This window comes from Exiguobacterium sp. RIT594, from assembly GCF_003339585.1.
Classification (GTDB): domain Bacteria; phylum Bacillota; class Bacilli; order Exiguobacteriales; family Exiguobacteriaceae; genus Exiguobacterium_A.
Genome location: NZ_QPKF01000001.1, coordinates 1,167,627 through 1,187,607, shown reverse-complemented (window position 1 = coordinate 1,187,607; position 19,981 = coordinate 1,167,627). Strand labels below are relative to the sequence as shown.

Here is a 19,981-nt window from a genome sequence, read left to right as displayed (position 1 = left end):
GAGGAACACGTATGCAACCGATTATTGCCTTTACGATCATCATGCTCATCTGGACGGTCAGTGATTATATCTCGAAAAAAACAAAGGCCTTATTATCTTCCTTATTTGTTGCTTCCATCATCTTCTTGATCGGATTCAAGACCAACCTGTTCCCGGAAGATCTCCTGCCGACGTCGGCTTTACTGCCACTCGGACAAACCGTCGTCGGGATGATCATCGTCCATCTCGGAACGCTCATCAGTCTCGACGAATTTAAACGGCAGTGGAAAACGTTTTTGATTGGAGTCTCGGCTGTCATCGGAATCAGTGTGTTGCTCTTTACGATTGGCCGGCTGTTCCTCGATACGAACTATGTTCTCAGCGCGATTGCTGCGGTCAGCGGCGGGACGATTTCCGTCATCATCGTTCAGGAACAAGCGTTGAATGCCGGATTGATCTCGGTCGCCGTCTTTCCGGTTTTGATTGCCGCCTTACAAGGCTTGATCGGTTTTCCGCTGACGTCGGTCATCCTGCGTAAGGAAGCGTTACGGATTCGTGACGGGATCCGCGACGGCAGCATCACGAAAAAAGCCGCCCTTGATCCGGCCGAAACATCCGAGAAACAAACGATTTTGCCGGAACCGTTCCAAACGACGGCCGGAACGTTGTTTGTCGTCGGTGTCGTCGTCATCGTCTCGTCGTTCCTGAGCGGTTTGACGAACGGCTGGCTCAATACGTTTGTCATTGCTTTGTTGCTCGGGATTGCCTTACGGGCGACCGGCGTCTTGAAACCAAACGTCTTAAACGGAATCGATGCCTACGGCTTGATGATGCTTGCGATTCTGTTAATCATCTTCGGACCACTCGCAACGACTTCATTTGCGGATCTCGTCGAACTGTTTGTGCCACTGTTGATCGCCTTCATCCTTGGTGTACTCGGGATCGTGTTGTTCGCGATGCTTGCCGGGAAATTCCTCGGTTATTCGTACCCGATGGCGATCGCAATCGGTTTGACGTCACTATATGGTTTTCCCGGTACATTGATTCTCAGTCAGGAAGCAGCTAAAAATATCGGAGAGACGGAAGACGAGGTCCAGATCATCGAAGACGAAATTTTACCGAAGATGGTCGTTGCCGGCTTCTCGACGGTCACGATCACATCCGTCTTTATCACCGGAATTTTAGCGTCATTCATTTATTAAAGGGGGCATTATCATGGGACTTGGAGAAGATATCAAACGGTTAAAGGAATTTGACGGGGCGACGCATGTCTTGTCGGTGTATCTGAGCACGGCACCGGATAAACGGAATCAGTGGGAGACGATTTTACGGAATGAGAAGAAACGTCTTTTGACGGAACAGGAGGATAAAAAAGCCATCGAAAGCGTCTTTACGAAACTGGAACAGGCAATCAACAATCAGCGGACAGGGTTGCTGCGGAGTATCGTTGCTTTTGTTTCAAGTGATGATTCGCTTCAAGAAGTGTATTTGTTACAGCTCGATGTGACGGATGAAATTAGTTATTATTCAAAACCGAATCTCAATCAACTCGAAGTGCTCGATCAACAGTTCCCGCGGACCGGGATCGTATTGACGCATCTCGATTCGGCGACTGTGCTCGACGTCCGCCTTGGTGAAGTGGACGCGACGCACGAGTACGAACTGGATCTTGATACCGGTCAATGGCGTCGGTACCAGGGACGGAGCGGACGGAGCGGCGCTTCGAGCAGCAACCAGACGGACGATTTCCGCGATCGGGTCGAACAGCAGGCAGAACGGTTTTACCGGGAATTATCGGGAGAGGTCGAAAAATTAAACCGATCGCTCGGTTGGGAGCAGATCATCGTCATCGGCGAACGGTCGCAAGCGAACTTCCTCGAGCAGGCTTTAACGACCAAACCAAAACAGGTCATTCATAAAAATTTGTCGCAATCGAGTCAAGAACAGATTCTCAAGCAGGTATTTTGAGCGTCAACGTCTAAAGTATAGCTTTAGACGTTACATAAGGAGTGAAGACAGATGTTCATGCACCATATTACCAATCAATTGAGTGTGAAATTAATCGAACGCCAGGACGCCGACGCGCTGTATGCGTTGATTGACGCGAACCGGGACCACTTGCGCCAATGGCTCGGCTGGGTCGACGGAGCGACGGGACCCGACGTCTACCGGAACGAAATCATTCCGGCCTGGTTGACGGACTATGCGAACGGCAACGGCTTTGCCTGCGGGATCTACTTTGAGGGCGAACTTGTCGGGACGATCGCCTTACACGAAATCAATCAGACGTTACGGCAAACGTCGATCGGGTATTATTTGACCGGGAACGGGCGCGGCAAAGGATTGATGACGACTGTCGTCGCATTTATCACAGACTATTGTTTTGCGACATTACAACTGAACCGGGTCGTCATCGAATGTGCGATCGACAATACACGAAGCCGGAAGATACCGGAACGGTTAGGTTTTCAACAGGAAGGAATCCTTCGTGATGCGGAGAAGTTGTACGGTGTGTATCATGATGTTGCAGTTTACGCGATGCTTGCACAGGACTGGTCCACTACCTTGTTGTCTGATCAACGCGTAAGCTACCGTTCAAACTGACAGGAAAGAGAAAGGAAGAGGGACGATGGTTAAATTTGAAAAAATGTCGGAAACGGCATACGCAGCGTATCTACCGGAAGCCATCAAAGAATATGCGGAGGAGAAGGTCAAGGCCGGAACATGGGCAGAAGTGGAAGCCGTTGACCGTTCGGCAGCTGAGTACGGTCAATTGTTGCCCGACGGGATCCAGACAAAACAGCATTATCTGTTTTCGATTTTGAACGACGCCGAACAGACACGCGTCGGCATGATCTGGTTTCAATTAAGCGAATCAACGCACGGACGGACGGCCTTTATCTTTGATTTTAAAATCGATGACGGTCATCAAGGAAAAGGCTATGGCCGGCAAGCGATGGAGATGCTCGAACAGGTCGCCCGGAGGATGAATATCAAAAAAATTAAATTACACGTTTTTGCGCATAACACGCGGGCGATTCACCTCTATGAAACGACAGGATTCCTGAAGACGGATTTACATATGACCAAAACAATCGACTGAAAAACACCTCTGTGCATCCGAAAAATGGATGACAGAGGTGTTTGCTGTTTTCAACGCCACGTTTGAAGCGTATTGGCGAACTGGATATCGGTTTCAAGTTCACCATGAATGTGCGTTGACGTAAAATCGTTACCGGCAAGCCAGTCTTTAAAATCGAACTCAACCGGCTCCTGATCGCCGCCGAGAGCGAACCAGACTTTCATGTCGGACGGGAAATAGGCCGATGTATGAATCGTCCCTGCCCAGTGACTGTAAAGGTCGGAGAAAACTCCTTTATCGGAATCGTTCAACAGCCGGAAAGCCGATTCTGCGTCCTGAATCAAATGCTGGTGCGTTTTCAGTTCCATCATCCGGCGTTTTGAATCGTCGAGATGGAACCGGTTTTCGTGTTGCAACAAATCAAAATGATTCGTACAGAGATTCGTCTCGCGGACTTCGATATCCCGTGCCGTCGCCTCGATGACAAATGAGCGGTTCGATTGATCGTGGACGACATAACTGAACGATCCCCGGTGCGGCATCTCTTTGACAAGCGAAATCGCATCTTCGACCGAGGTACATGTCTCGAGGATAATCCGTCCAATCATGAAACTGACGAAGCCGTCTCCCGGACGGCGGCGGTTGATGAAGTTGTACCCCATCGCAAGACCATGTTCGTTCATTCCGTCCATTCGTCCGGTGACGCGGGACGCCGGTCCGATGATGGCGGAGCCGCCATCCGTCGGCTGAAAGGCGGAGAAGCGTCCATCGTACGTCATCGGATGATAATCATAATTGCGGACGAGGAAATTATCACCCGTCATGATGGAGCAGCCGCTTTTCGGTCCTTCGACCCGGTAGTGACCAAAATGAAGCAGCGTATCGGCGAGCGATAATTCGAGTTCATCCTGCAAACCGAGTAACTCGTCCCACATGTACGGGGCATAGCGGAGAAACATCTCTTTCGTTTCGACCGGATCAACCTGAAAACGGGGAACCCGGATTTTCCAATTGTCTTCGCGGTTATGCAACAGTTCGTTGCGTTTGATGTAACGGCCCTGTTCGCGGCCGAAGTCATAGTGTGTTCCGCGGAACTGTGTGATTTCGTTCGAGACAGACTGCACAGACTTCACTCCTTTGGTTTCTGTATGATTCTGATTATATCGAATCCGGTACCCGCTGTCGTAATCAGGGACTCGACACAACACATCCGGAAAACGAAAAATGCGAAAAGACTGAATCATTTGTGTAATTGACCGATAAACAGGTGGGAGGGATTTACATAATGAAAAATTTATCGGTACGGAAAAAGATTCAACTGTTGATTGCGACAGCAATTGTCGCGATGATTTTATTAGCCGGTGCAGGGCTCTATTTTTTAAATCAGATGTCGAATGCCTCGCAGGCGATGTATGAAGAAAACTTGATTCCGGTTCAGGAAGTGGCACAAATCCGGATTGATACCCGGGCGCTTGACTCGTTTCTCGTCGAGATGATGTTGACGGAAGATCCGGCTCGTACTGAAGAACTGGGTACGCAAATCGACCAACGGCAAGCACAAATCCGTTCTTCCCTCAACAAATTCGAGCGGACCGCGGTGCCGACAAAACAATCAGAAAAACAAGTCGAGAACTTGAAGGACAGTGTCCTCGCTTACGATAACGGCTTAAGTACGATTCAGGATTTGGTCACACAAGACAGTAAAGAAGAAGGGTACCGCGTCTATTCAGAGAGTTTGGAGAAAACACGGGATGAAGTCGCGAATACGGCTAAAAGTTTAATGATGTCCATGACGAAACAGTCAAAAGACATCAATGCGTTGAACCAGCAGGAAAAGCAAACCGCGTTTTATATCATGCTCGGAATTTTTCTGCTCGCGTTACTGTTATTTGCTGGTCTGGCACTGTACATTACACGTCTGATCACACAACCGATTCGTTCGCTCCAAGGATGGATGAAGCAGTCGGGTGAAGGTGATTTAACGGTCCGCGGTGATTACGTGTCAAAAGACGAACTCGGTCAATTAACGACGTCTTTCAATACGATGACGGAGCAACTGCACCACGTCATCATTGAAATGACGGACACGTCAAAACACGTTGCGACAGCATCGGATGAATTAAGTACCAATGCAGAAGCAACGACGAAAGCGACGGAAATGGTCGCCGTGACGATGGAAGAAATCGCGAGTGGTGCCAGCCAACAGTTGAACCAGGTATCCGGTGCATCACGGACTGTTCAGGACTTGACGTCCGGTGTCAGTCAGGTCGCGGGAAATGCCCAAAAAATGACAGATGCGACAGGTGACGCGATGGATAAAGTCACGCATGGCGGTCAGGTCGTCCGCCAGCTCGGTCAACAAATGGAGAGGATCAACACCGATTTCACTGAACTCGGTCACGTTATCGTCGGTCTCGGAAACCGGTCGCAGGAGATCGGACAGATTACCGATTCGATCACCGGAATTGCCGCGCAGACGAATCTGTTGGCACTGAACGCGGCGATTGAAGCGGCGCGTGCCGGTGAACAGGGACGCGGATTTGCCGTCGTTGCAGCGGAAGTCAAGACGCTTGCCGAGCAATCGGCTCTTGCGGCGAAGCAGATCGAGAGCTTGATCCAAGTCATCCGACAGGAAACGGAACAATCCGTCGTTTCGATGGAAAAGGTGACGGCACAGATGACAAACGGGATTCAAGTGGCCGATGAAGCGAGTGCTTCATTCCAGGCGATTGAACGTTCGATCAGTGACGTGACCGGACAAGTCGAGGAAGTGTCCGGTGCCGTGCAGGAAATGGCGGCCGGCAGCGAACAGATTGCAGCCGTCATGCGCGAGATTCAAGGCGTGACGGAAAGTACGGCCGCCGGAACGGAAAACATCTCGGCTTCGACGGAAGAACAGATGGCATCGATGCAGGAAATCTCATCGGCGTCACAATCACTGGCGACGATGGCAGAAGATTTGAAACGATTATCGAGTCGTTTTCATGTCTAAGTCGTATCTGTTCATCTGACTAAAAAACAAACGGTCTGAATTCTTTTCGACAGAATTCAGACCGTTTGTTTTTTAAAAGAAGAGTCAAACTCACTTCTCTGCATAGAATGGTTCTGCTGATTGCCGCGTCTCTCCCGACTTCGACAGCTTGTTGTCGACGAGAATGACGACGACTGAAACGGCGAGCGCAAAAGCACCAATCCATGGCAAATAATGCAACAAGCTGTTTTTGACAGCAATCCCGCCAATCCCGGCACCTGCTGCCATCCCGATTTGTCCGAACGCGCTATGCAGACTTAACACAATACTAGCGGCTGAAGGCGCAAGCGTAATCAGTCGGAATTGGATCGCTGTTCCGGAAGACCAGGCTGCCAGTGCCCAAAAAACAAGTAAAACGTAGAACAGGGAAGCCGATTGTCCGATGAACGGGAACAGGAACAAGACCAGTGCATGAAGCAACATGCTTCCAGCCAGCGTACGGAACGATCCCCACTTGTCGGTTCCGAATCCGCCTAATTTCGAACCGATGGCACTTGCGATTCCGAATAGGAACAGGGCCGTCGTCACTCCCTGGTTACTCATCTGAAAGACATCCAGGAAATACGGAGAGATATAGGTGAATACGACGGAATACGAACCCAGCCAAAGGAACGTGATGAGCAGATAGGCAGAAATCCGCGGTTGCATGAAGAATTTAAATTGTTCACGCAACGGCACGGGTTCTTCAGCCTGGGTTTTCGGAATCATGACCAGTGCCAATCCGGTGAGCAGTAATCCAATCAGACCAAGACCGACGAAAATGACATTCCACTCGTAATGGGTGGCGACGACTCGTCCGATCGGAACGCCGGCGACTAAAGCTGTACTATTCCCCATGACGACCGTGGCAATCGCACCCCCTTGTTTTCCGGGGGCTGCCAAGACGGCCGCGAGTGTCAATAGCGTCACTTGAATGACTCCTGCGCAAAGGGCGGAAAGGATTCGTGCGCCCATCAGCATATCGTATCCTGATAAGAAGGCAATCCCCACATTAACGATAGAGAAGATTGTCAACGCATAGACGAGCAGTTTCTTTCGTTCCCATCGTGCCGTCATCGCGATCAGGAAAGGGGTTCCTGCTCCGAAAGCAATCGAAAAGACGGTAATGAGTTGTCCGGCGGAAGAAACGGAAATATGACTCGTATCCGCGATTTTGTCTAAAATACCGGCAATGACATATTCAGATGTGCCATTCAAAAAGCTGATTGCCGCTAATAAATAAATTTTCCATATGTTTGACATGATACTCGACACCTCGGTTTATGAATTCTGTATTTACAAATCTCTGTTTGCTTGAAATACTCACTCATAGTACAGTAGCTATACTTATTAATAAAATGCATATTCATCATAGGGGGCATACCAAAAACGTTATGAACAGGTCACAAATCGAACTCATCATTCAAATTGCCGAGACAGGAAGCTTTACCAAAGCAGGAGAACACGTGCACATGACACAACCCGCGGTCAGTCGGACTGTCGCTTCGGTTGAAGCGCAGCTAGGAACCAAGCTGATTAAAAGAGATAAGAAAAACGGATTGTTTTTTACGGAAGTCGGCGAACAGGTCCTAGTGATTCTTCGAAAAATCATGAGTGAGTTTCATAAGGTAGATGAATTGGTAGCGGCTGAACGCGGATTAGAAATCGGAACGGTTCATGTAGGTGTCTACCGGACCGCTTATACACGGTTTCTGCCTAAGATCATTCGGACGATGGAGGAACAGTATCCGGGACTGGAGATTAAGCTGTGGGAAGGCACAATCGATCAGATTAAAAAATGGCTACGGACAGAATGTGTGGATGTGGGGATCATCACTTCGACGGATCAAGAATTCGATACGATTGCCCTTGCAGTGGATCAACTGATTGTCCTTTTGCCGGAAAATCATCCATTGGCTGTTCAACAAACTGTCAGTATCCTTGATTTAAAAGAGCAATCCATCTTGATGGGCAAGGATGGTGTCGAAAAGCACATCTACAGTCTATTCGAAGAACATGATCTGATTCCGAAAGTCAGATTTGAAATGGAACAGCTCGAGACGGGAATCAGTATGGTTCAGGAAGGATTAGGGGTCACCATCACGACGAAACAAAGCGTCGGAACGTTACCCGATCAGGTTGTCATGCGTGAGCTCACACCGAAGACATTTCGTAATATCCAATTGGCCGTGCGGAACAAAAAAGATACTTCAAAGGCGACGGATGCTTTTATTCAAACAGCGCTCATGCTCTTTCATCCAAACATACCGGAAACATGATACAGCTCTGATACTTTCAAAAAAGTCATCCATTCGTTCAAAACAGGTATCCAAAACGGATACCTGTTTTTTGATGGAAAAAGCAGGAATTTTGAGGGGGAAACCGTAATAAACAAAAGAGTAGTACAGAAGCGGAGAACGTAACATGGATCCACGTTGACGACGGTGCCATACAGGAAAGACGGATACAAACACCTAATCCCGTACAAAGGAGATGGAATTCTTGGAATGGATCAAGTATGTCGTTTTTAGTCTAATTGTGATTCCGGTTGTATTAATCGGCTTATGGAAAACAGGAAAACAGCGCACGGTGGCGTTTACAGCGGCGGGCGTGTTGTGTCTGTTGTTCGGCAGTTTTTTAATGAATCAGCCGGATGAGGAAGACATCAAAGTGCAGATTCAGGAAAACGTGGCAGCCGTCAAACCGTATCTCGCAAAGGAATTTCCGGATGAAAAGTGGACGATCTCGACCGTCCCCTTTCAAAAAGAAGGATACCAGCATATCAATCCTTACGTCATCACGGTCGTCTTTCAAAACGAACCGGATGCTGCGTATGAGTATAAGATCAATCCCAAAGGACGTGTGGAATTGAGTGGATTTCACAATAAAAACGACACGCATGAATTCAAGCACTTAAAGCATAATTAGAATACAAGTGTTAAACAGTTAAGTATCAGTACATAGCTTACAAATTTAAATACTGGAGGAATTCCCTATGCCTTTTCCAATACTAAAAACCGCACGGCTGCAACTGATTGAAGTCACACCTGAACACGCGCCTGCCCTCTTCCACATTCTGTCGAACGAGGACGTCACCCGTTTTTACGGAATGGATCCGCTTCGTGAACAAGAGCATGCTCTACATATCATCGAATCGTTCAAACAGACATTCGACAGCCGGCAAGGCATCCGCTGGGGGATGGTCACCCGTGACAGCGGAACGTTCATCGGCACCATCGGACTGAATCATCTTAGCCTGTACAGTAAAAAGGCGGAAATCGGCTTTGAACTTGATCCGGCACACTGGCGGCGCGGTTATGTAGCAGAAGCGATTGAAGCGGTCTTGGCATACGCGTACGAGACACTCGGTTTGTACCGGATGGGAGCAGTGACGTTCCTTGAAAACACAGCCTCGATCCAACTGTTGACGCGAATCGGGTTTGAAGAAGAAGGGATTTTACGCGGTTACCTGTTCCAAGGCGGAACATCGCATGACGGACGGATTTTCTCTTTGTTAAAGCCGGACTATCAAGCAAGCCGGCATCAACGGAAACAGGTGAAAACGGTATGAAGATCAACCGGATGGATCATATCAGCATCAACGTCTTGGACCTGGCAGAGGTGACACGCTTTTTCGTCAGCCTGGGATTCGTCGTCAAAGGTGAATGGGAGGCGTCCGGGCCGCAACTCGACCGGGTGACGGGCCTGCATGAAGCGAAAACAACGTGTGTCGCACTTGGTATTCCGAATGGAGAGACCTGGCTTGAACTCGTTCACTATCAGTCACCGGTTGATTCTCATCCGTCATCTAACGAAGTCTACTCAAGGGGTCTTCGCCATCTTTGCCTCAACGTCGAGTCGCTTGACGAAATGATCCGGCTTATAGAACAGCAGGGATATACAGCCGTTCATCCGGTCGAACAGTTTGGAAAAACATACCGCCTTTGTTATGTTCGGGGACCGGAGGGGATCTTACTGGAACTGGCTGAAACGATTCCAAAATAAAGGAGGGATTGGAATGTTTCGTAATTCAAAAGGCAGCACCCAAGTCTGGCTCAATGATCTTGGTGTTTGCTTATTCGTCCTGATCGGTCTGACGCTTGCGACGCATCCCGTCGTCATCACGGCATCGGGACGGTTGATGTACGATGAATCAATCTGGCTGAGTACAACGGAAATGAACAAATTCATCAAGTTTTACTTCACCGTCTTTTTTGTCTACTTTTTGACAGTCAATCAACTGTATCCGCGTTTTGTCAGACGCCAGCCAAAAAAAGAATTGCATAACAAAAAGGTTATATAATAAAGTGGTTGTATATAAATCGTCCGTCTGCAACTGTCGACTGACGATTTTCTTATTGTTTACTCTAAAAAAAGGAGGCCTTCCCATGACTCTAACCGTGACACCGGTCGATGAGATGAGTCAGTTCCTGAAATTGCTTAGTGACGGAACACGTCTTGAAATCCTGCGTCGTTTGGCAGTTCGGGAACATTGTGTCTGTGATTTTGTTGAACTGTTTGCGATTTCACAACCGGCCGTGAGCCGGCATTTGAAATTGTTACGGCAGGCGCATTTGATTTTGGAACGTCGTGAACGGCAGTGGACGTATTTTCGTCTCAATCCGGATCATCCCCGGTATGCGTTGCTGCTGACCATCTTAACGACAACTCCTTTACCGGATGTTCAACGGAAACCGTGTTAAATCAGAAATAAAGCGATTTCGAACATAACAGATTAGTTATGTACAGAAAAAGAAAAATTAACAGAGAAATGAAGTGAACGCATTGACCGGCACACATCTACTTGCGATCGGAATTTTTCTGATCACGTTATTCTTAATCATCAAACAACCAAAAGGTCTCGGCATCGGCTACTCCGCCATGGGGATGGCATTGATTGCCTTACTGACCGGCGTTGTGAACCTGGATGATGTCTCGACTGTCTGGGGTATCATCTGGAACGCGACGTTTACCTTCATCGCCTTGATCATCATCTCATTGATTTTAGATGAAATCGGCTTCTTCGAATGGGCCGCGCTTCATATGGCACGGATTGCAAAAGGCGGCGGTGTCAAACTGTTTGTGTATCTGACACTGCTTGGTGCCATTGTGGCGGCCTTGTTTGCGAATGACGGTGCAGCGTTGATTTTGACGCCGATCGTCCTCGCAATCGTCCGCTACTTAAAATTACCGGACTATGTCGTCTTGGCGTATGTCTTTGCTTCCGGCTTCATTGCCGACACGGCGAGTCTGCCGTTCGTCGTCTCAAACCTCGTCAATATCGTCTCGGCCGACTTCTTTGACATCGGCTTTACGGAGTATGCTGCACGGATGGTATTCGTCAACGTCTTTTCCGTCATCGGCAGTCTGCTTGTGTTGTATTTGTATTTCCGCAAAAGTATTCCGAAGACCTATGATGTGACGCAACTCGTCGCGCCGAGCACGGCAATCAAGGATCAGCGGATGTTCAAGTTATCGTGGCTGGTACTTGTGTTGCTTGTCATCGGCTATTTCACAAGTGACTTGATCGGGATTCCGGTCAGTCTGGTTGCCGGTGTCATCGCCTTGTTCTTCCTGTTGATGGCACGTCGTTCACCAAGCGTACCGACGAAAAAAGTCATCGCCGGTGCCCCGTGGGCAATCGTCTTCTTCTCACTCGGAATGTATATTGTTGTTTACGGTCTACAAAATGCCGGATTGACACAAGTTCTCGCAGATGTCATTGACGGTTTTGCAACGAATCTGGCCGCTGCGACGTTCGGGATGGGCTTCCTCGCCGCCATTCTGTCATCGATCATGAACAATATGCCGACCGTGATGATTGATGCGCTGGCGATCGATCTCAGTCAAACAACCGGAATCATCCGGGAAGCCTTGATTTATGCCAACGTCATCGGATCTGATCTAGGTCCGAAAATTACACCAATCGGCAGTCTGGCGACCTTACTCTGGTTGCACGTTTTGCGCTCAAAAGGTGTCAAGATCGGCTGGGGACAATACTTTAAAATCGGTACGATTCTGACGATTCCAACGCTTGCGATTACGTTGCTCGGATTGTACATCAGTTTGTTGCTTTATTAATTTTCAGGAGGACACTTACATGAAATTGTTGATCATTGGTTCAGTTGCCGCCGGGACATCGGTCGGTGCAAAAGCACGTCGGAACAGTGAAGATTTACAGATTACGATCTATGACCGTGATCAGGACATCTCCTATTCCGGTTGTGGGATTCCATACTTCGTTGGCGGCGAAATTGCCGACATTGACGAATTGACACCGCGTGATGCGGCATTCTTCAAAAAACGTTATAACATCGACATCCACACACGACACGAAGTCGAATCGATTGATCACGCAACGAAAACAGCAACCATCATTAATCTGACGACTGGTGACAAGTTTACGGATACGTACGATACACTGGTGCTTGCGACCGGTGCGTCAAGCATCATGACGCCCTTACAGGGTGTTGATCACGACAACGTTTTTACAGTCCGTAATGTCCGTAATGCCGATGCGATCCGCTCGTACATCGAACAGCATGATCCAAAAATGGCAACGATCGTCGGTGGCGGTTTCATCGGTCTTGAGATGGCCGAGCAACTGACATACCGCGGGATTCAGGTGACGCTTGTCGAACGCCTGCCGCAAGTTATGCCGCCGCTTGACCGTGATATGGCAGAACGGGTTGCTGATCATTTAAAAGATAAAGGTGTCGAGTTGATGCTTGGTGAATCGGTGACGGCATTAAACGGGACGGAACGGGTCACGGACATCGCCCTTGAGAGCGGCAAGTCGATTGCAACAGATCTCGTCATTCTATCAGTCGGTGTTAAACCGAATACTGAACTCGCGAAGCAGATCGGCGTTGAAATCGGGCAGACAGGTGCGATTGCCGTTAACCGGAAGATGCAGACGAATCTGACCAATGTGTATGCTGTCGGCGACGTCGCGGAAAGTTTCTCCGTCATTACCGGAGAAGCGATTTACCGTCCGCTCGGCTCGACCGCCAACAAGATGGGCCGGATTGCCGGGATGGTCATCACCGGGGAAGAAGCGGAACACCGCGGTATTCTTGGAACCGGCATCTTCAAAGCGTTTGATCTGACGGTCGCACAGACCGGTTTGACGGAAAAAGAAGCGCGGGACGCGGGTTATGACATCGAAGTCCTCCACAACATCAAACCGGATCGTCCGGAATATATGGGTGGAAAAGAGATGGTCATCAAAGCGATCGCCGACCGGGCAACAGGACGGGTCCTCGGCGCACAAATCGTTGGTCCGCAAGGGGTCGACAAGCGGATTGATGTCCTCGCGACGGCGATTACGTTCAAAGCAAAGGCAGAGGATCTGTTCCATCTCGATCTCGCCTATGCACCGCCGTTTGCGACGACCAAGGATCCAGTCCTTTATACCGGAATGGCACTCGACAATGCGATTAAAAAAACAGCCCGTCTGATGACGCCAAATGAATTAATCGAACAGGTCGCCGGCGGCAAGTCGTTCCAAATCATCGATACCCGATCGAAAGCCCAGTTCGAGAAGAATCACGTCGACGGCGCGATTCACATCCCGCTTGGTGAACTTCGGACACGCGCGAAAGAGCTTGATCCGACGTTGCCGACGATTGTCTATTGCAACAAGGGCGTGACCGGGAATGCCGCGCAAAACGTACTGAAGAATCTTGGCTTTACGAATGTCTGTAATTTATCCGGCGGTAATAAAAACTACCAACACTGCAAGAAATGTTTGGCAGACTGACGCAAATCAATAAGGCACTCGACTAGGAGTTCATCGATTCGGATGAACTCCTTTTTAGTATGGTCAGATTGATCGTTTCAAAATAAATCAGACCAAAAGTGTTCCTTTTTGAAACTAATGGTGCTAGACTGTGGGTATTCAAAACAGGACAGGATGTTGAGAAAAGAACAGTTCTCAACAGAAAGGTGGAAGAAACAAATGAAAATGAGTGTACGGGAACAATGGTTCTCAAATGTCAGAGGAGATATCTTAGCCGGGATTGTCGTTGCGCTTGCGTTAATTCCGGAAGCGATAGCCTTTTCAATTATCGCTGGTGTCGATCCGATGGTCGGATTGTATGCCTCGTTTTGTATCGCTGTCATCATCGCTTTTGTCGGCGGACGGCCGGGGATGATTTCAGCAGCAACCGGTGCGATGGCGCTTTTAATGGTCCCGCTCGTCAAGGAGCACGGGCTTGATTATCTGCTCGCTGCAACGATTTTAACCGGAATCATTCAAATTTTATTCGGTGTCTTTAAGATTGCGAAGGTCATGAAATTCATTCCGCGTGCCGTCATGATTGGTTTCGTCAACGCACTCGCCATCCTGATTTTTATGGCCCAAGTGCCGCATTTTATCGGGATTTCAACGATGACGTATGTGTTCGTCGCGATTACGCTTGCGATCGTTTATCTGTTACCCCGCTTTTTCAAGGCGATTCCCGCTCCACTGATCGCAATCATCGTACTGACAATTGCCGCGATCTACTTGAACGTTGATTTGCGGACGGTCGGGGATCTCGGGGCGATTCAACGGTCGTTACCGTCGTTTTTCTTGCCGAACGTCCCGTTCAATTTCGAGACGCTTCAAATTATTTTCCCGTATTCATTGGCGCTTGCCATCGTTGGCTTGCTTGAGTCTTTATTGACGGCAACGATCGTCGACGACATGACCGGCACGGAAAGTGAAAAAGACAAGGAAGCCCGGGGGCAGGGGATTGCCAACTTCATCACCGGATTTTTCGGGGGGATGGCAGGTTGTGCGATGATTGGTCAATCGGTCATTAACGTCAAGTCGGGTGGCCGCGGTCGTCTGTCGACACTTATCGCTGGACTGTTCCTGATGTTTTTGATCATCGTCCTCGGAAACTTAGTCGTTCAGATTCCGATGCCGGTTCTCGTCGGAATCATGATCATGGTTTCGATCGGCACGTTTGACTGGTCGTCGTTCACGTATCTCCGCAAAGCCCCAAAAGCGGATGCGTTCGTCATGCTTGCGACAGTCATCATTGTCGTCGCGACACACGATCTTTCGATTGGTGTCATCGCCGGTGTCATCTTAAGCGCCTTGTTTTTTGTCGCAAAAGTTTCAAAAATCAACGTCAAACAACGACTCGAGGCGGGGAAAACCGTTTATACGGTCAAAGGTCCACTGTTCTTTGCTTCCGTCGATCATTTCATCGCTTCGTTTGATTATGAAATGAACAAGCAGGATATTCTGATTGATTTCGGATCGACCCAAATCTGGGATGATTCCGCCGTCGGAGCGATTGACAAGGTGATGCTCCGCTTACTGGCGAATCAGAACAATGTCGAGATGATTGGATTAAATCCGGAGAGTAAAAAGTTAATCGATCGTTTGGCGATTCATCAGGATCCAACGCCGAAGATTTCTACCCATTAAAATAAGGGAGTGAACAAAATGTATCCACATATCCTATTAGCCGTCGACGGTTCGGAACACTCGATCCGGGCAACGGAAGAAGCGATTAAAATAGCGACGCTCAGTTCGCAAAGTAAAATTGAAGTCGTCTTTGTCGCCGATTTTTCAAAAGCTAAAGACGATGTCCTGCATGCAGAGGGAGCGGCCGGAATCGAGGTTGCGCGGCGGAAAAAACTCGCCCCGGTCGAAGAAAAGTTGGAAGCAGCTGATGTCTCCTATTACGTGACGATTCTTCGCGGTGAACCGGGTCCGACGATTGTGGAACACGCTAATCAAAAACAGGTCGACTTAACGATCATCGGCAGCCGGGGGCTAAACAGTCTGCAGGAGATGATGCTCGGCAGTGTCAGTCACAAGATTGCCAAACGCGTCAAATGTCCGGTTTTGATTGTGAAGTGACGAGTGAATCTTTTTTTTGAAATCGCACATTACAACGATTTATGTGTCTTGACCCAGGGGATAGTCAAAAAAAAGAGGGGGTCATTCTAATGAAGAAGACATATTTGGTCCCGGTTCTCGGTCTTGCCTTATTTGCAGCAGGATGCGGCAATTCGGACAATCAGGAAACGGAAAAATTCGAGGAAACGACAACGACAAATGATAATTCGATGACGGATGACAGCACGATGAACGACGATACGTCAGGTACACAAGATCAAGATACGGTGACGGACAATGCCGACAAAGATTACGGATTCGTCAGTCTGTCAGTCGAGGCAGATACTTCGGACATGATGGACGCCGTCGACATTAGTTATGACCGGGATAACGACGGGACGGAAGCCGATTACAAGATGAACGGTGAGCAGGCGCGAGGCAATGAAGCGATGAAGACGCTGGATGCCAAGCTCGACGAACTGAACCTTGATGCCGATACGTCAAATGATGACGCGATTGCTCAAGTCGAGAAAGTCTTTGGCATCAATGACGCGACCCGTCTTGAAATCGAGATCGAGTTTGCCGATGGTACAGAAAAAGAATTTAAGAAGTAAAAAAAAGAGGTGCCAAGCGGCGCCTCTTTTTCTTTTCTCTCCATGATATGATGAGAACGTATTGTAAAATATTTCAATCGGGGGTTTTGAATGATGGAAATCACAAGCGGTACGACGGAAGATGGGCAATGGATCCGGGAGCAACTGATTGCTTATAACCGACAACACGTTCCGGCAACGCTCTTTACGGAAACGGAATCATATTGCTTTTTGGCATGGGATGAAGACGAGCAACTCCTCGGCGGTGTTACGGCAAGTTATGTGTGGAATCATCTGCAGGTGCACTTTTTGTGGGTCGACCCGGAAAACCGAATCGGCGGTACCGGAAAACAGCTGATGGCAAAAATCGAATCGATTGCCGAAGAAAAATCATGCAGTAAGATCTTGCTTGATACGTTCAGCTTTCAGGCACCGGGCTTTTATGAAAAACTCGGATTCGAGGAATACGGTCGTCTGCCCGATCATCCGGCGGAAGGACAGACCCAGTACTTTTTCGTAAAGCATTTATGAGTGTTTAGCGTTGGTAATGATAGACCCAGGCCGCCATATAGGAAAGCGTTCCTGCTGTTAAGACGAGCGCAATGGCGTAAAATGAAAAGTTTGGAAAAATCGACATCAGCGGAACATCAAATAAAAAGCAAATCATTAGAGCGGGTAAAGTAATTAAAAAAGTCACATAGGCGGCGCGTGTTGCCTTTCCTGTGATCACTTCTTCCCGTTCATCTTGATCAGAAAACTCTGTAGTCGACGACGACCACTTGGAAAAAGAACTCTTCTTATCTGTTCGCATCCAGTAGCCGGTGACCGAAAGACCAATTGCGACCAGTATGACAGGAAGAATAATGGAAAGGTCCAGTGTCAGATTGAAGCCGGTTCCTTTGACCGGATCATTTTGAAAAACATTTAGTTGATCGTGAATAGAACTAATGAAAACAGCTGCCAAAAAATACATACAAATGTTTAAACACGACTGAATGATGACACGTTTCATTCCGATTCCTCCTCCAAGTAAAAAATCGATTCGACAGGACGCTCGAGCACTCGTGCAATCTGCATCGCCAGTAACAAGGACGGAGTATAGCTGCCTTTTTCAAGCGAGATGACTGTCTGGCGTGTGACACCAATCATCTGAGCAAATTGTTCCTGCGTCCATCCGTTGCTACTCCGCAACGATTTAACCCGGTTCGTCAGCTTCATCACAGTTTCTCCTTCATTAGTTAGTACTTAAATTGTATAGTTTGTTTTACATTTTGTAAAGTTTATTTTACATTTCAGTGTGATGAGACTGTTATTTTTTTGAGACTCTTTATCAAAAATCATCGAACCTCTTGAATTATCGGAATATTCAACCGATAAACGGGTAACTTAGACAAAACGATGACGGTTGGCTTAAAGAGAGAAAGGAGGCGCCGATATGATGCCGGAATTGTTACCTGACGAGCGTGAACTCGAGCGAAGGATTCGAATCGTCCATTTGCTGCGTAAACTCGGGAAATCCGACGAAGCCATCGCCAAATCATTATATGTTTCCACCGAATGGGTCCAGTCGATCTTTGATGAAGACGACTGGCAACATATGCAATCATCCTAAGCAACAACGAACAGAGTGTCGGATGACGCTCTGTTTTTCTGTGCGTTCCAAAAAATATTCGGTACACTAGAAAGAAACATGAGAAAGAAGGGATGAACATGCTACGAATCGCTGTCGTCGGTGCCGGTCTGACCGGTTTGTACACCGCTTGGCGTCTGCAGGAAAGGGGATATGAGGTCACGATTTTTGAGGCACGTGACCGGATCGGCGGCCGGGTTCTGACAAAAACGTTGACGCTTAAAGATCAGTCCTATGCGTTTGATCTCGGACCGACCTGGTATTGGCCGGAAACAGAACGGTTGATGACGACGCTGATTGAGCGTCTGCAACTGCCGGTCCTTGTCCAGGCGACAGAAGGGACGATGATGCTTGAACGGTCACCGGGGCAAGTCGAACAACACCGGTTACCGGACGGACAAACGGTCTTGTCACACAGACTGCTAAAAGGAATGGGCAGTGTGACGGAGGCGCTGGCGGAACGGCTGAATCCAGGAACGATTCAACTGGCGCACCGTGTGACGGCGATTGAGGCCACCGAGCAGGTCGAACTGACGATGGAGCAGATGGGGAGTCGATTCCGGCAAACGTTTGATCACGTCATCGTGACACTCCCGCCACGAATCAGTTCACATATCAATTGGCATCCAGCTTTACCGGAATCCGTGCACCGTCAACTGAGTACAACACCGACCTGGATGGCCGGGCAAGCGAAGGTGGTTGTCGTGTACGATACACCGTTTTGGCGGCAGGCAGGTCGATCCGGTTTCGCCATCAGTTGGTCCGGTGTGCTGCAGGAAATCCATGATGCGTCACCTCCGACCGGTCCCGGAGCCGTATTTGGATTTTTCCGCCTGACGGCAACAGAGCGTGCAACGCTTGGAGAAACGGCAGTAAAGCGGCAGGTCGTCGAACAGTTGACCCGTTTATTCGGAGAGGAAGCCGGTCATCCGATTGCCGTTTTGTATCAGGACTGGGCAAATGAACCGGAGACGGCAACGAAAGCAGATGCTGAACCGTTAACCGAGTTTCCGGCCTATCGACCGATTCGACTGGAAGGTGTGTTGCAGGACAAGGTCACGCTACTTGGAACGGAAAGTGATCCGGCGTTCGGCGGACATTTGGAAGGGGCGTTGCAATCGGTCGAGCGGTGGTTAACTGCGTATATGGGGGAGGATGAATCATGAATACAAACGAACCGACGTTTCACCGGGCATTCGGTACATACGGCATCTATTATAATGAAGGAAAACTGCTCGTCATTCATAAGCAGGGCGGACCGTACACGTACCGGTACGATCTGCCGGGCGGGAGTCTGGAAGATTTCGAGACGTTGCCGGATGCACTGGACCGTGAATTCCAGGAGGAGACCGGTTTGACGGTCCGTTTTAAACAGTTGCTTGGAACGTTTGAATTTTTCCTCCAGTCCGATTGGCACCGGGCATCGCATCTGCATCATATCGCCGTGTTTTTCCGTGTGTTGGAAGCAGAGGGGGAACGGTCTGTACCAAAGACGTTTGACGGGCAGGATTCGACCGGTTCTTCCTGGGTCAGCCGGGCAGACGTCGATGCGTCAAACGCGTCACCGCTTGTCTTAAAAGCTTTTGATTACTTAGCAAATCCGGAAACGGACAAACTGACCCGGATAGAGGACTGGATTGTGCGACAGGAGGCGGTACGATGTACCGGCATGTGAGATTTTGATGGAACGTTGATTGTATTCGGTCATGGCGTCGGTCTTGAAGGACACAGGGCCGGGAATGACTTCTGTTTTATCGGATGTGCAGGATTTGGCTGGCATGTTTGAGATGAGTCCATGTTTGAGATGAGTCCATGAAAAAACCCGAACGGAATGTTGTATCAAAGA

The 19,981-nt window shown here is 48.8% G+C and carries 24 protein-coding genes; 20 read left to right on the top strand and 4 right to left on the bottom strand.

What is annotated here, in order from left to right:
* Window positions 1-11 precede the first annotated feature (11 nt).
* Genes DVG79_RS06070 through DVG79_RS06055 form a run of 4 tightly spaced genes read left to right on the top strand, consistent with a single transcriptional unit; the run spans window position 12 to window position 3,082 of the window.
* Window positions 12-1,181, top strand: a complete 1,170-nt coding sequence (locus tag DVG79_RS06070) for a hypothetical protein (RefSeq protein WP_114595916.1) — start codon at window positions 12-14, stop codon at window positions 1,179-1,181.
* Between the two features lie 13 nt (window positions 1,182-1,194).
* On the top strand, window positions 1,195-1,947 hold the full coding sequence (locus DVG79_RS06065) for a VLRF1 family aeRF1-type release factor (protein WP_114595915.1): 753 nt from the start codon (window positions 1,195-1,197) through the stop codon (window positions 1,945-1,947).
* 51 nt (window positions 1,948-1,998) lie between these two features.
* Entirely contained in the window at window positions 1,999-2,583 is a 585-nt protein-coding gene (locus tag DVG79_RS06060) for a GNAT family N-acetyltransferase (RefSeq protein WP_114595914.1), read from the top strand.
* Between the two features lie 25 nt (window positions 2,584-2,608).
* Window positions 2,609-3,082 (top strand): GNAT family N-acetyltransferase, encoded by a 474-nt coding sequence (locus DVG79_RS06055; RefSeq protein ID WP_114595913.1) that lies wholly within the window; start codon window positions 2,609-2,611, stop codon window positions 3,080-3,082.
* A 50-nt stretch (window positions 3,083-3,132) separates the two neighbouring features.
* On the opposite strand, the gene DVG79_RS06050 is transcribed toward DVG79_RS06055, so the two are convergent.
* Window positions 3,133-4,185: a C45 family autoproteolytic acyltransferase/hydrolase gene (locus tag DVG79_RS06050; protein ID WP_114595912.1), complete on the bottom strand. Its 1,053-nt coding sequence runs from the start codon at window positions 4,183-4,185 to the stop codon at window positions 3,133-3,135.
* Window positions 4,186-4,346: 161 nt separating this feature from the next.
* On the opposite strand from DVG79_RS06050, the gene DVG79_RS06045 reads away from it, so the two are divergent.
* Window positions 4,347-6,053 (top strand): methyl-accepting chemotaxis protein, encoded by a 1,707-nt coding sequence (locus DVG79_RS06045; RefSeq protein WP_114595911.1) that lies wholly within the window; start codon window positions 4,347-4,349, stop codon window positions 6,051-6,053.
* A 90-nt stretch (window positions 6,054-6,143) separates the two neighbouring features.
* Here DVG79_RS06045 and DVG79_RS06040 read toward each other — a convergent pair whose 3' ends face one another.
* Window positions 6,144-7,334 (bottom strand): MFS transporter, encoded by a 1,191-nt coding sequence (locus tag DVG79_RS06040; RefSeq protein WP_114595910.1) that lies wholly within the window; start codon window positions 7,332-7,334, stop codon window positions 6,144-6,146.
* Between the two features lie 20 nt (window positions 7,335-7,354).
* Here DVG79_RS06040 and DVG79_RS06035 point away from each other — a divergent pair, with 20 nt between their 5' ends.
* The 12 genes from DVG79_RS06035 to DVG79_RS05980 all read left to right on the top strand — a co-directional run bounded on the left by DVG79_RS06035 (window position 7,355) and on the right by DVG79_RS05980 (window position 17,036).
* Window positions 7,355-8,350, top strand: a complete 996-nt coding sequence (locus DVG79_RS06035; protein WP_114595909.1) for a LysR family transcriptional regulator — start codon at window positions 7,355-7,357, stop codon at window positions 8,348-8,350.
* 223 nt (window positions 8,351-8,573) lie between these two features.
* Window positions 8,574-8,999: a hypothetical protein gene (locus DVG79_RS06030; protein ID WP_114595908.1), complete on the top strand. Its 426-nt coding sequence runs from the start codon at window positions 8,574-8,576 to the stop codon at window positions 8,997-8,999.
* 67 nt (window positions 9,000-9,066) lie between these two features.
* Entirely contained in the window at window positions 9,067-9,642 is a 576-nt protein-coding gene (locus DVG79_RS06025; protein WP_114595907.1) for a GNAT family N-acetyltransferase, read from the top strand.
* The gene (locus tag DVG79_RS06020) at window positions 9,639-10,076 is read left to right on the top strand and encodes a VOC family protein (protein WP_114595906.1); all 438 of its coding nucleotides are present in this window, start codon (window positions 9,639-9,641) and stop codon (window positions 10,074-10,076) included. The genes DVG79_RS06025 and DVG79_RS06020 overlap by 4 nt, the downstream gene beginning before the upstream one ends.
* 13 nt (window positions 10,077-10,089) lie before the next feature.
* On the top strand, window positions 10,090-10,374 hold the full coding sequence (locus tag DVG79_RS06015; RefSeq protein ID WP_114595905.1) for a hypothetical protein: 285 nt from the start codon (window positions 10,090-10,092) through the stop codon (window positions 10,372-10,374).
* A gap of 85 nt (window positions 10,375-10,459) precedes the next feature.
* The gene (locus DVG79_RS06010; RefSeq protein ID WP_114595904.1) at window positions 10,460-10,774 is read left to right on the top strand and encodes an ArsR/SmtB family transcription factor; all 315 of its coding nucleotides are present in this window, start codon (window positions 10,460-10,462) and stop codon (window positions 10,772-10,774) included.
* Window positions 10,775-10,847: 73 nt separating this feature from the next.
* Complete coding sequence (locus DVG79_RS06005) at window positions 10,848-12,152, top strand: arsenic transporter (RefSeq protein ID WP_114595903.1); 1,305 nt, start codon at window positions 10,848-10,850, stop codon at window positions 12,150-12,152.
* A gap of 19 nt (window positions 12,153-12,171) precedes the next feature.
* On the top strand, window positions 12,172-13,833 hold the full coding sequence (locus tag DVG79_RS06000) for an FAD-dependent oxidoreductase (protein WP_114595902.1): 1,662 nt from the start codon (window positions 12,172-12,174) through the stop codon (window positions 13,831-13,833).
* 198 nt (window positions 13,834-14,031) lie between these two features.
* Window positions 14,032-15,495 carry a SulP family inorganic anion transporter gene (locus DVG79_RS05995; RefSeq protein ID WP_114595901.1) on the top strand — a complete coding sequence of 488 codons (1,464 nt, stop codon included), beginning with the start codon at window positions 14,032-14,034 and terminating at the stop codon, window positions 15,493-15,495.
* A gap of 18 nt (window positions 15,496-15,513) precedes the next feature.
* Window positions 15,514-15,933 (top strand): universal stress protein, encoded by a 420-nt coding sequence (locus tag DVG79_RS05990; protein ID WP_114595900.1) that lies wholly within the window; start codon window positions 15,514-15,516, stop codon window positions 15,931-15,933.
* Window positions 15,934-16,022: 89 nt separating this feature from the next.
* Entirely contained in the window at window positions 16,023-16,526 is a 504-nt protein-coding gene (locus DVG79_RS05985; RefSeq protein WP_114595899.1) for a YusW family protein, read from the top strand.
* A 90-nt stretch (window positions 16,527-16,616) separates the two neighbouring features.
* The gene (locus DVG79_RS05980) at window positions 16,617-17,036 is read left to right on the top strand and encodes a GNAT family N-acetyltransferase (protein WP_114595898.1); all 420 of its coding nucleotides are present in this window, start codon (window positions 16,617-16,619) and stop codon (window positions 17,034-17,036) included.
* Between the two features lie 4 nt (window positions 17,037-17,040).
* On the opposite strand, the gene DVG79_RS05975 is transcribed toward DVG79_RS05980, so the two are convergent.
* Both DVG79_RS05975 and DVG79_RS05970 read right to left on the bottom strand, forming a co-directional pair.
* A complete protein-coding gene (locus tag DVG79_RS05975) occupies window positions 17,041-17,517 on the bottom strand; it encodes a hypothetical protein (RefSeq protein WP_114595897.1) in 477 nt (158 codons plus the stop codon).
* A complete protein-coding gene (locus DVG79_RS05970) occupies window positions 17,514-17,723 on the bottom strand; it encodes a helix-turn-helix transcriptional regulator (protein ID WP_114595896.1) in 210 nt (69 codons plus the stop codon). Before DVG79_RS05970 ends, DVG79_RS05975 begins: the two co-directional genes overlap by 4 nt.
* A gap of 217 nt (window positions 17,724-17,940) precedes the next feature.
* Here DVG79_RS05970 and DVG79_RS16165 point away from each other — a divergent pair, with 217 nt between their 5' ends.
* From DVG79_RS16165 to DVG79_RS05960, 3 genes are all read left to right on the top strand, one after another.
* Window positions 17,941-18,117, top strand: a complete 177-nt coding sequence (locus DVG79_RS16165) for a hypothetical protein (RefSeq protein ID WP_012370320.1) — start codon at window positions 17,941-17,943, stop codon at window positions 18,115-18,117.
* A 98-nt stretch (window positions 18,118-18,215) separates the two neighbouring features.
* The gene (locus tag DVG79_RS05965) at window positions 18,216-19,301 is read left to right on the top strand and encodes a flavin monoamine oxidase family protein (RefSeq protein ID WP_158537526.1); all 1,086 of its coding nucleotides are present in this window, start codon (window positions 18,216-18,218) and stop codon (window positions 19,299-19,301) included.
* Window positions 19,298-19,810: an NUDIX hydrolase gene (locus DVG79_RS05960; protein WP_114595894.1), complete on the top strand. Its 513-nt coding sequence runs from the start codon at window positions 19,298-19,300 to the stop codon at window positions 19,808-19,810. The genes DVG79_RS05965 and DVG79_RS05960 overlap by 4 nt, the downstream gene beginning before the upstream one ends.
* The last annotated feature ends 171 nt before the right edge of the window (window positions 19,811-19,981 follow it).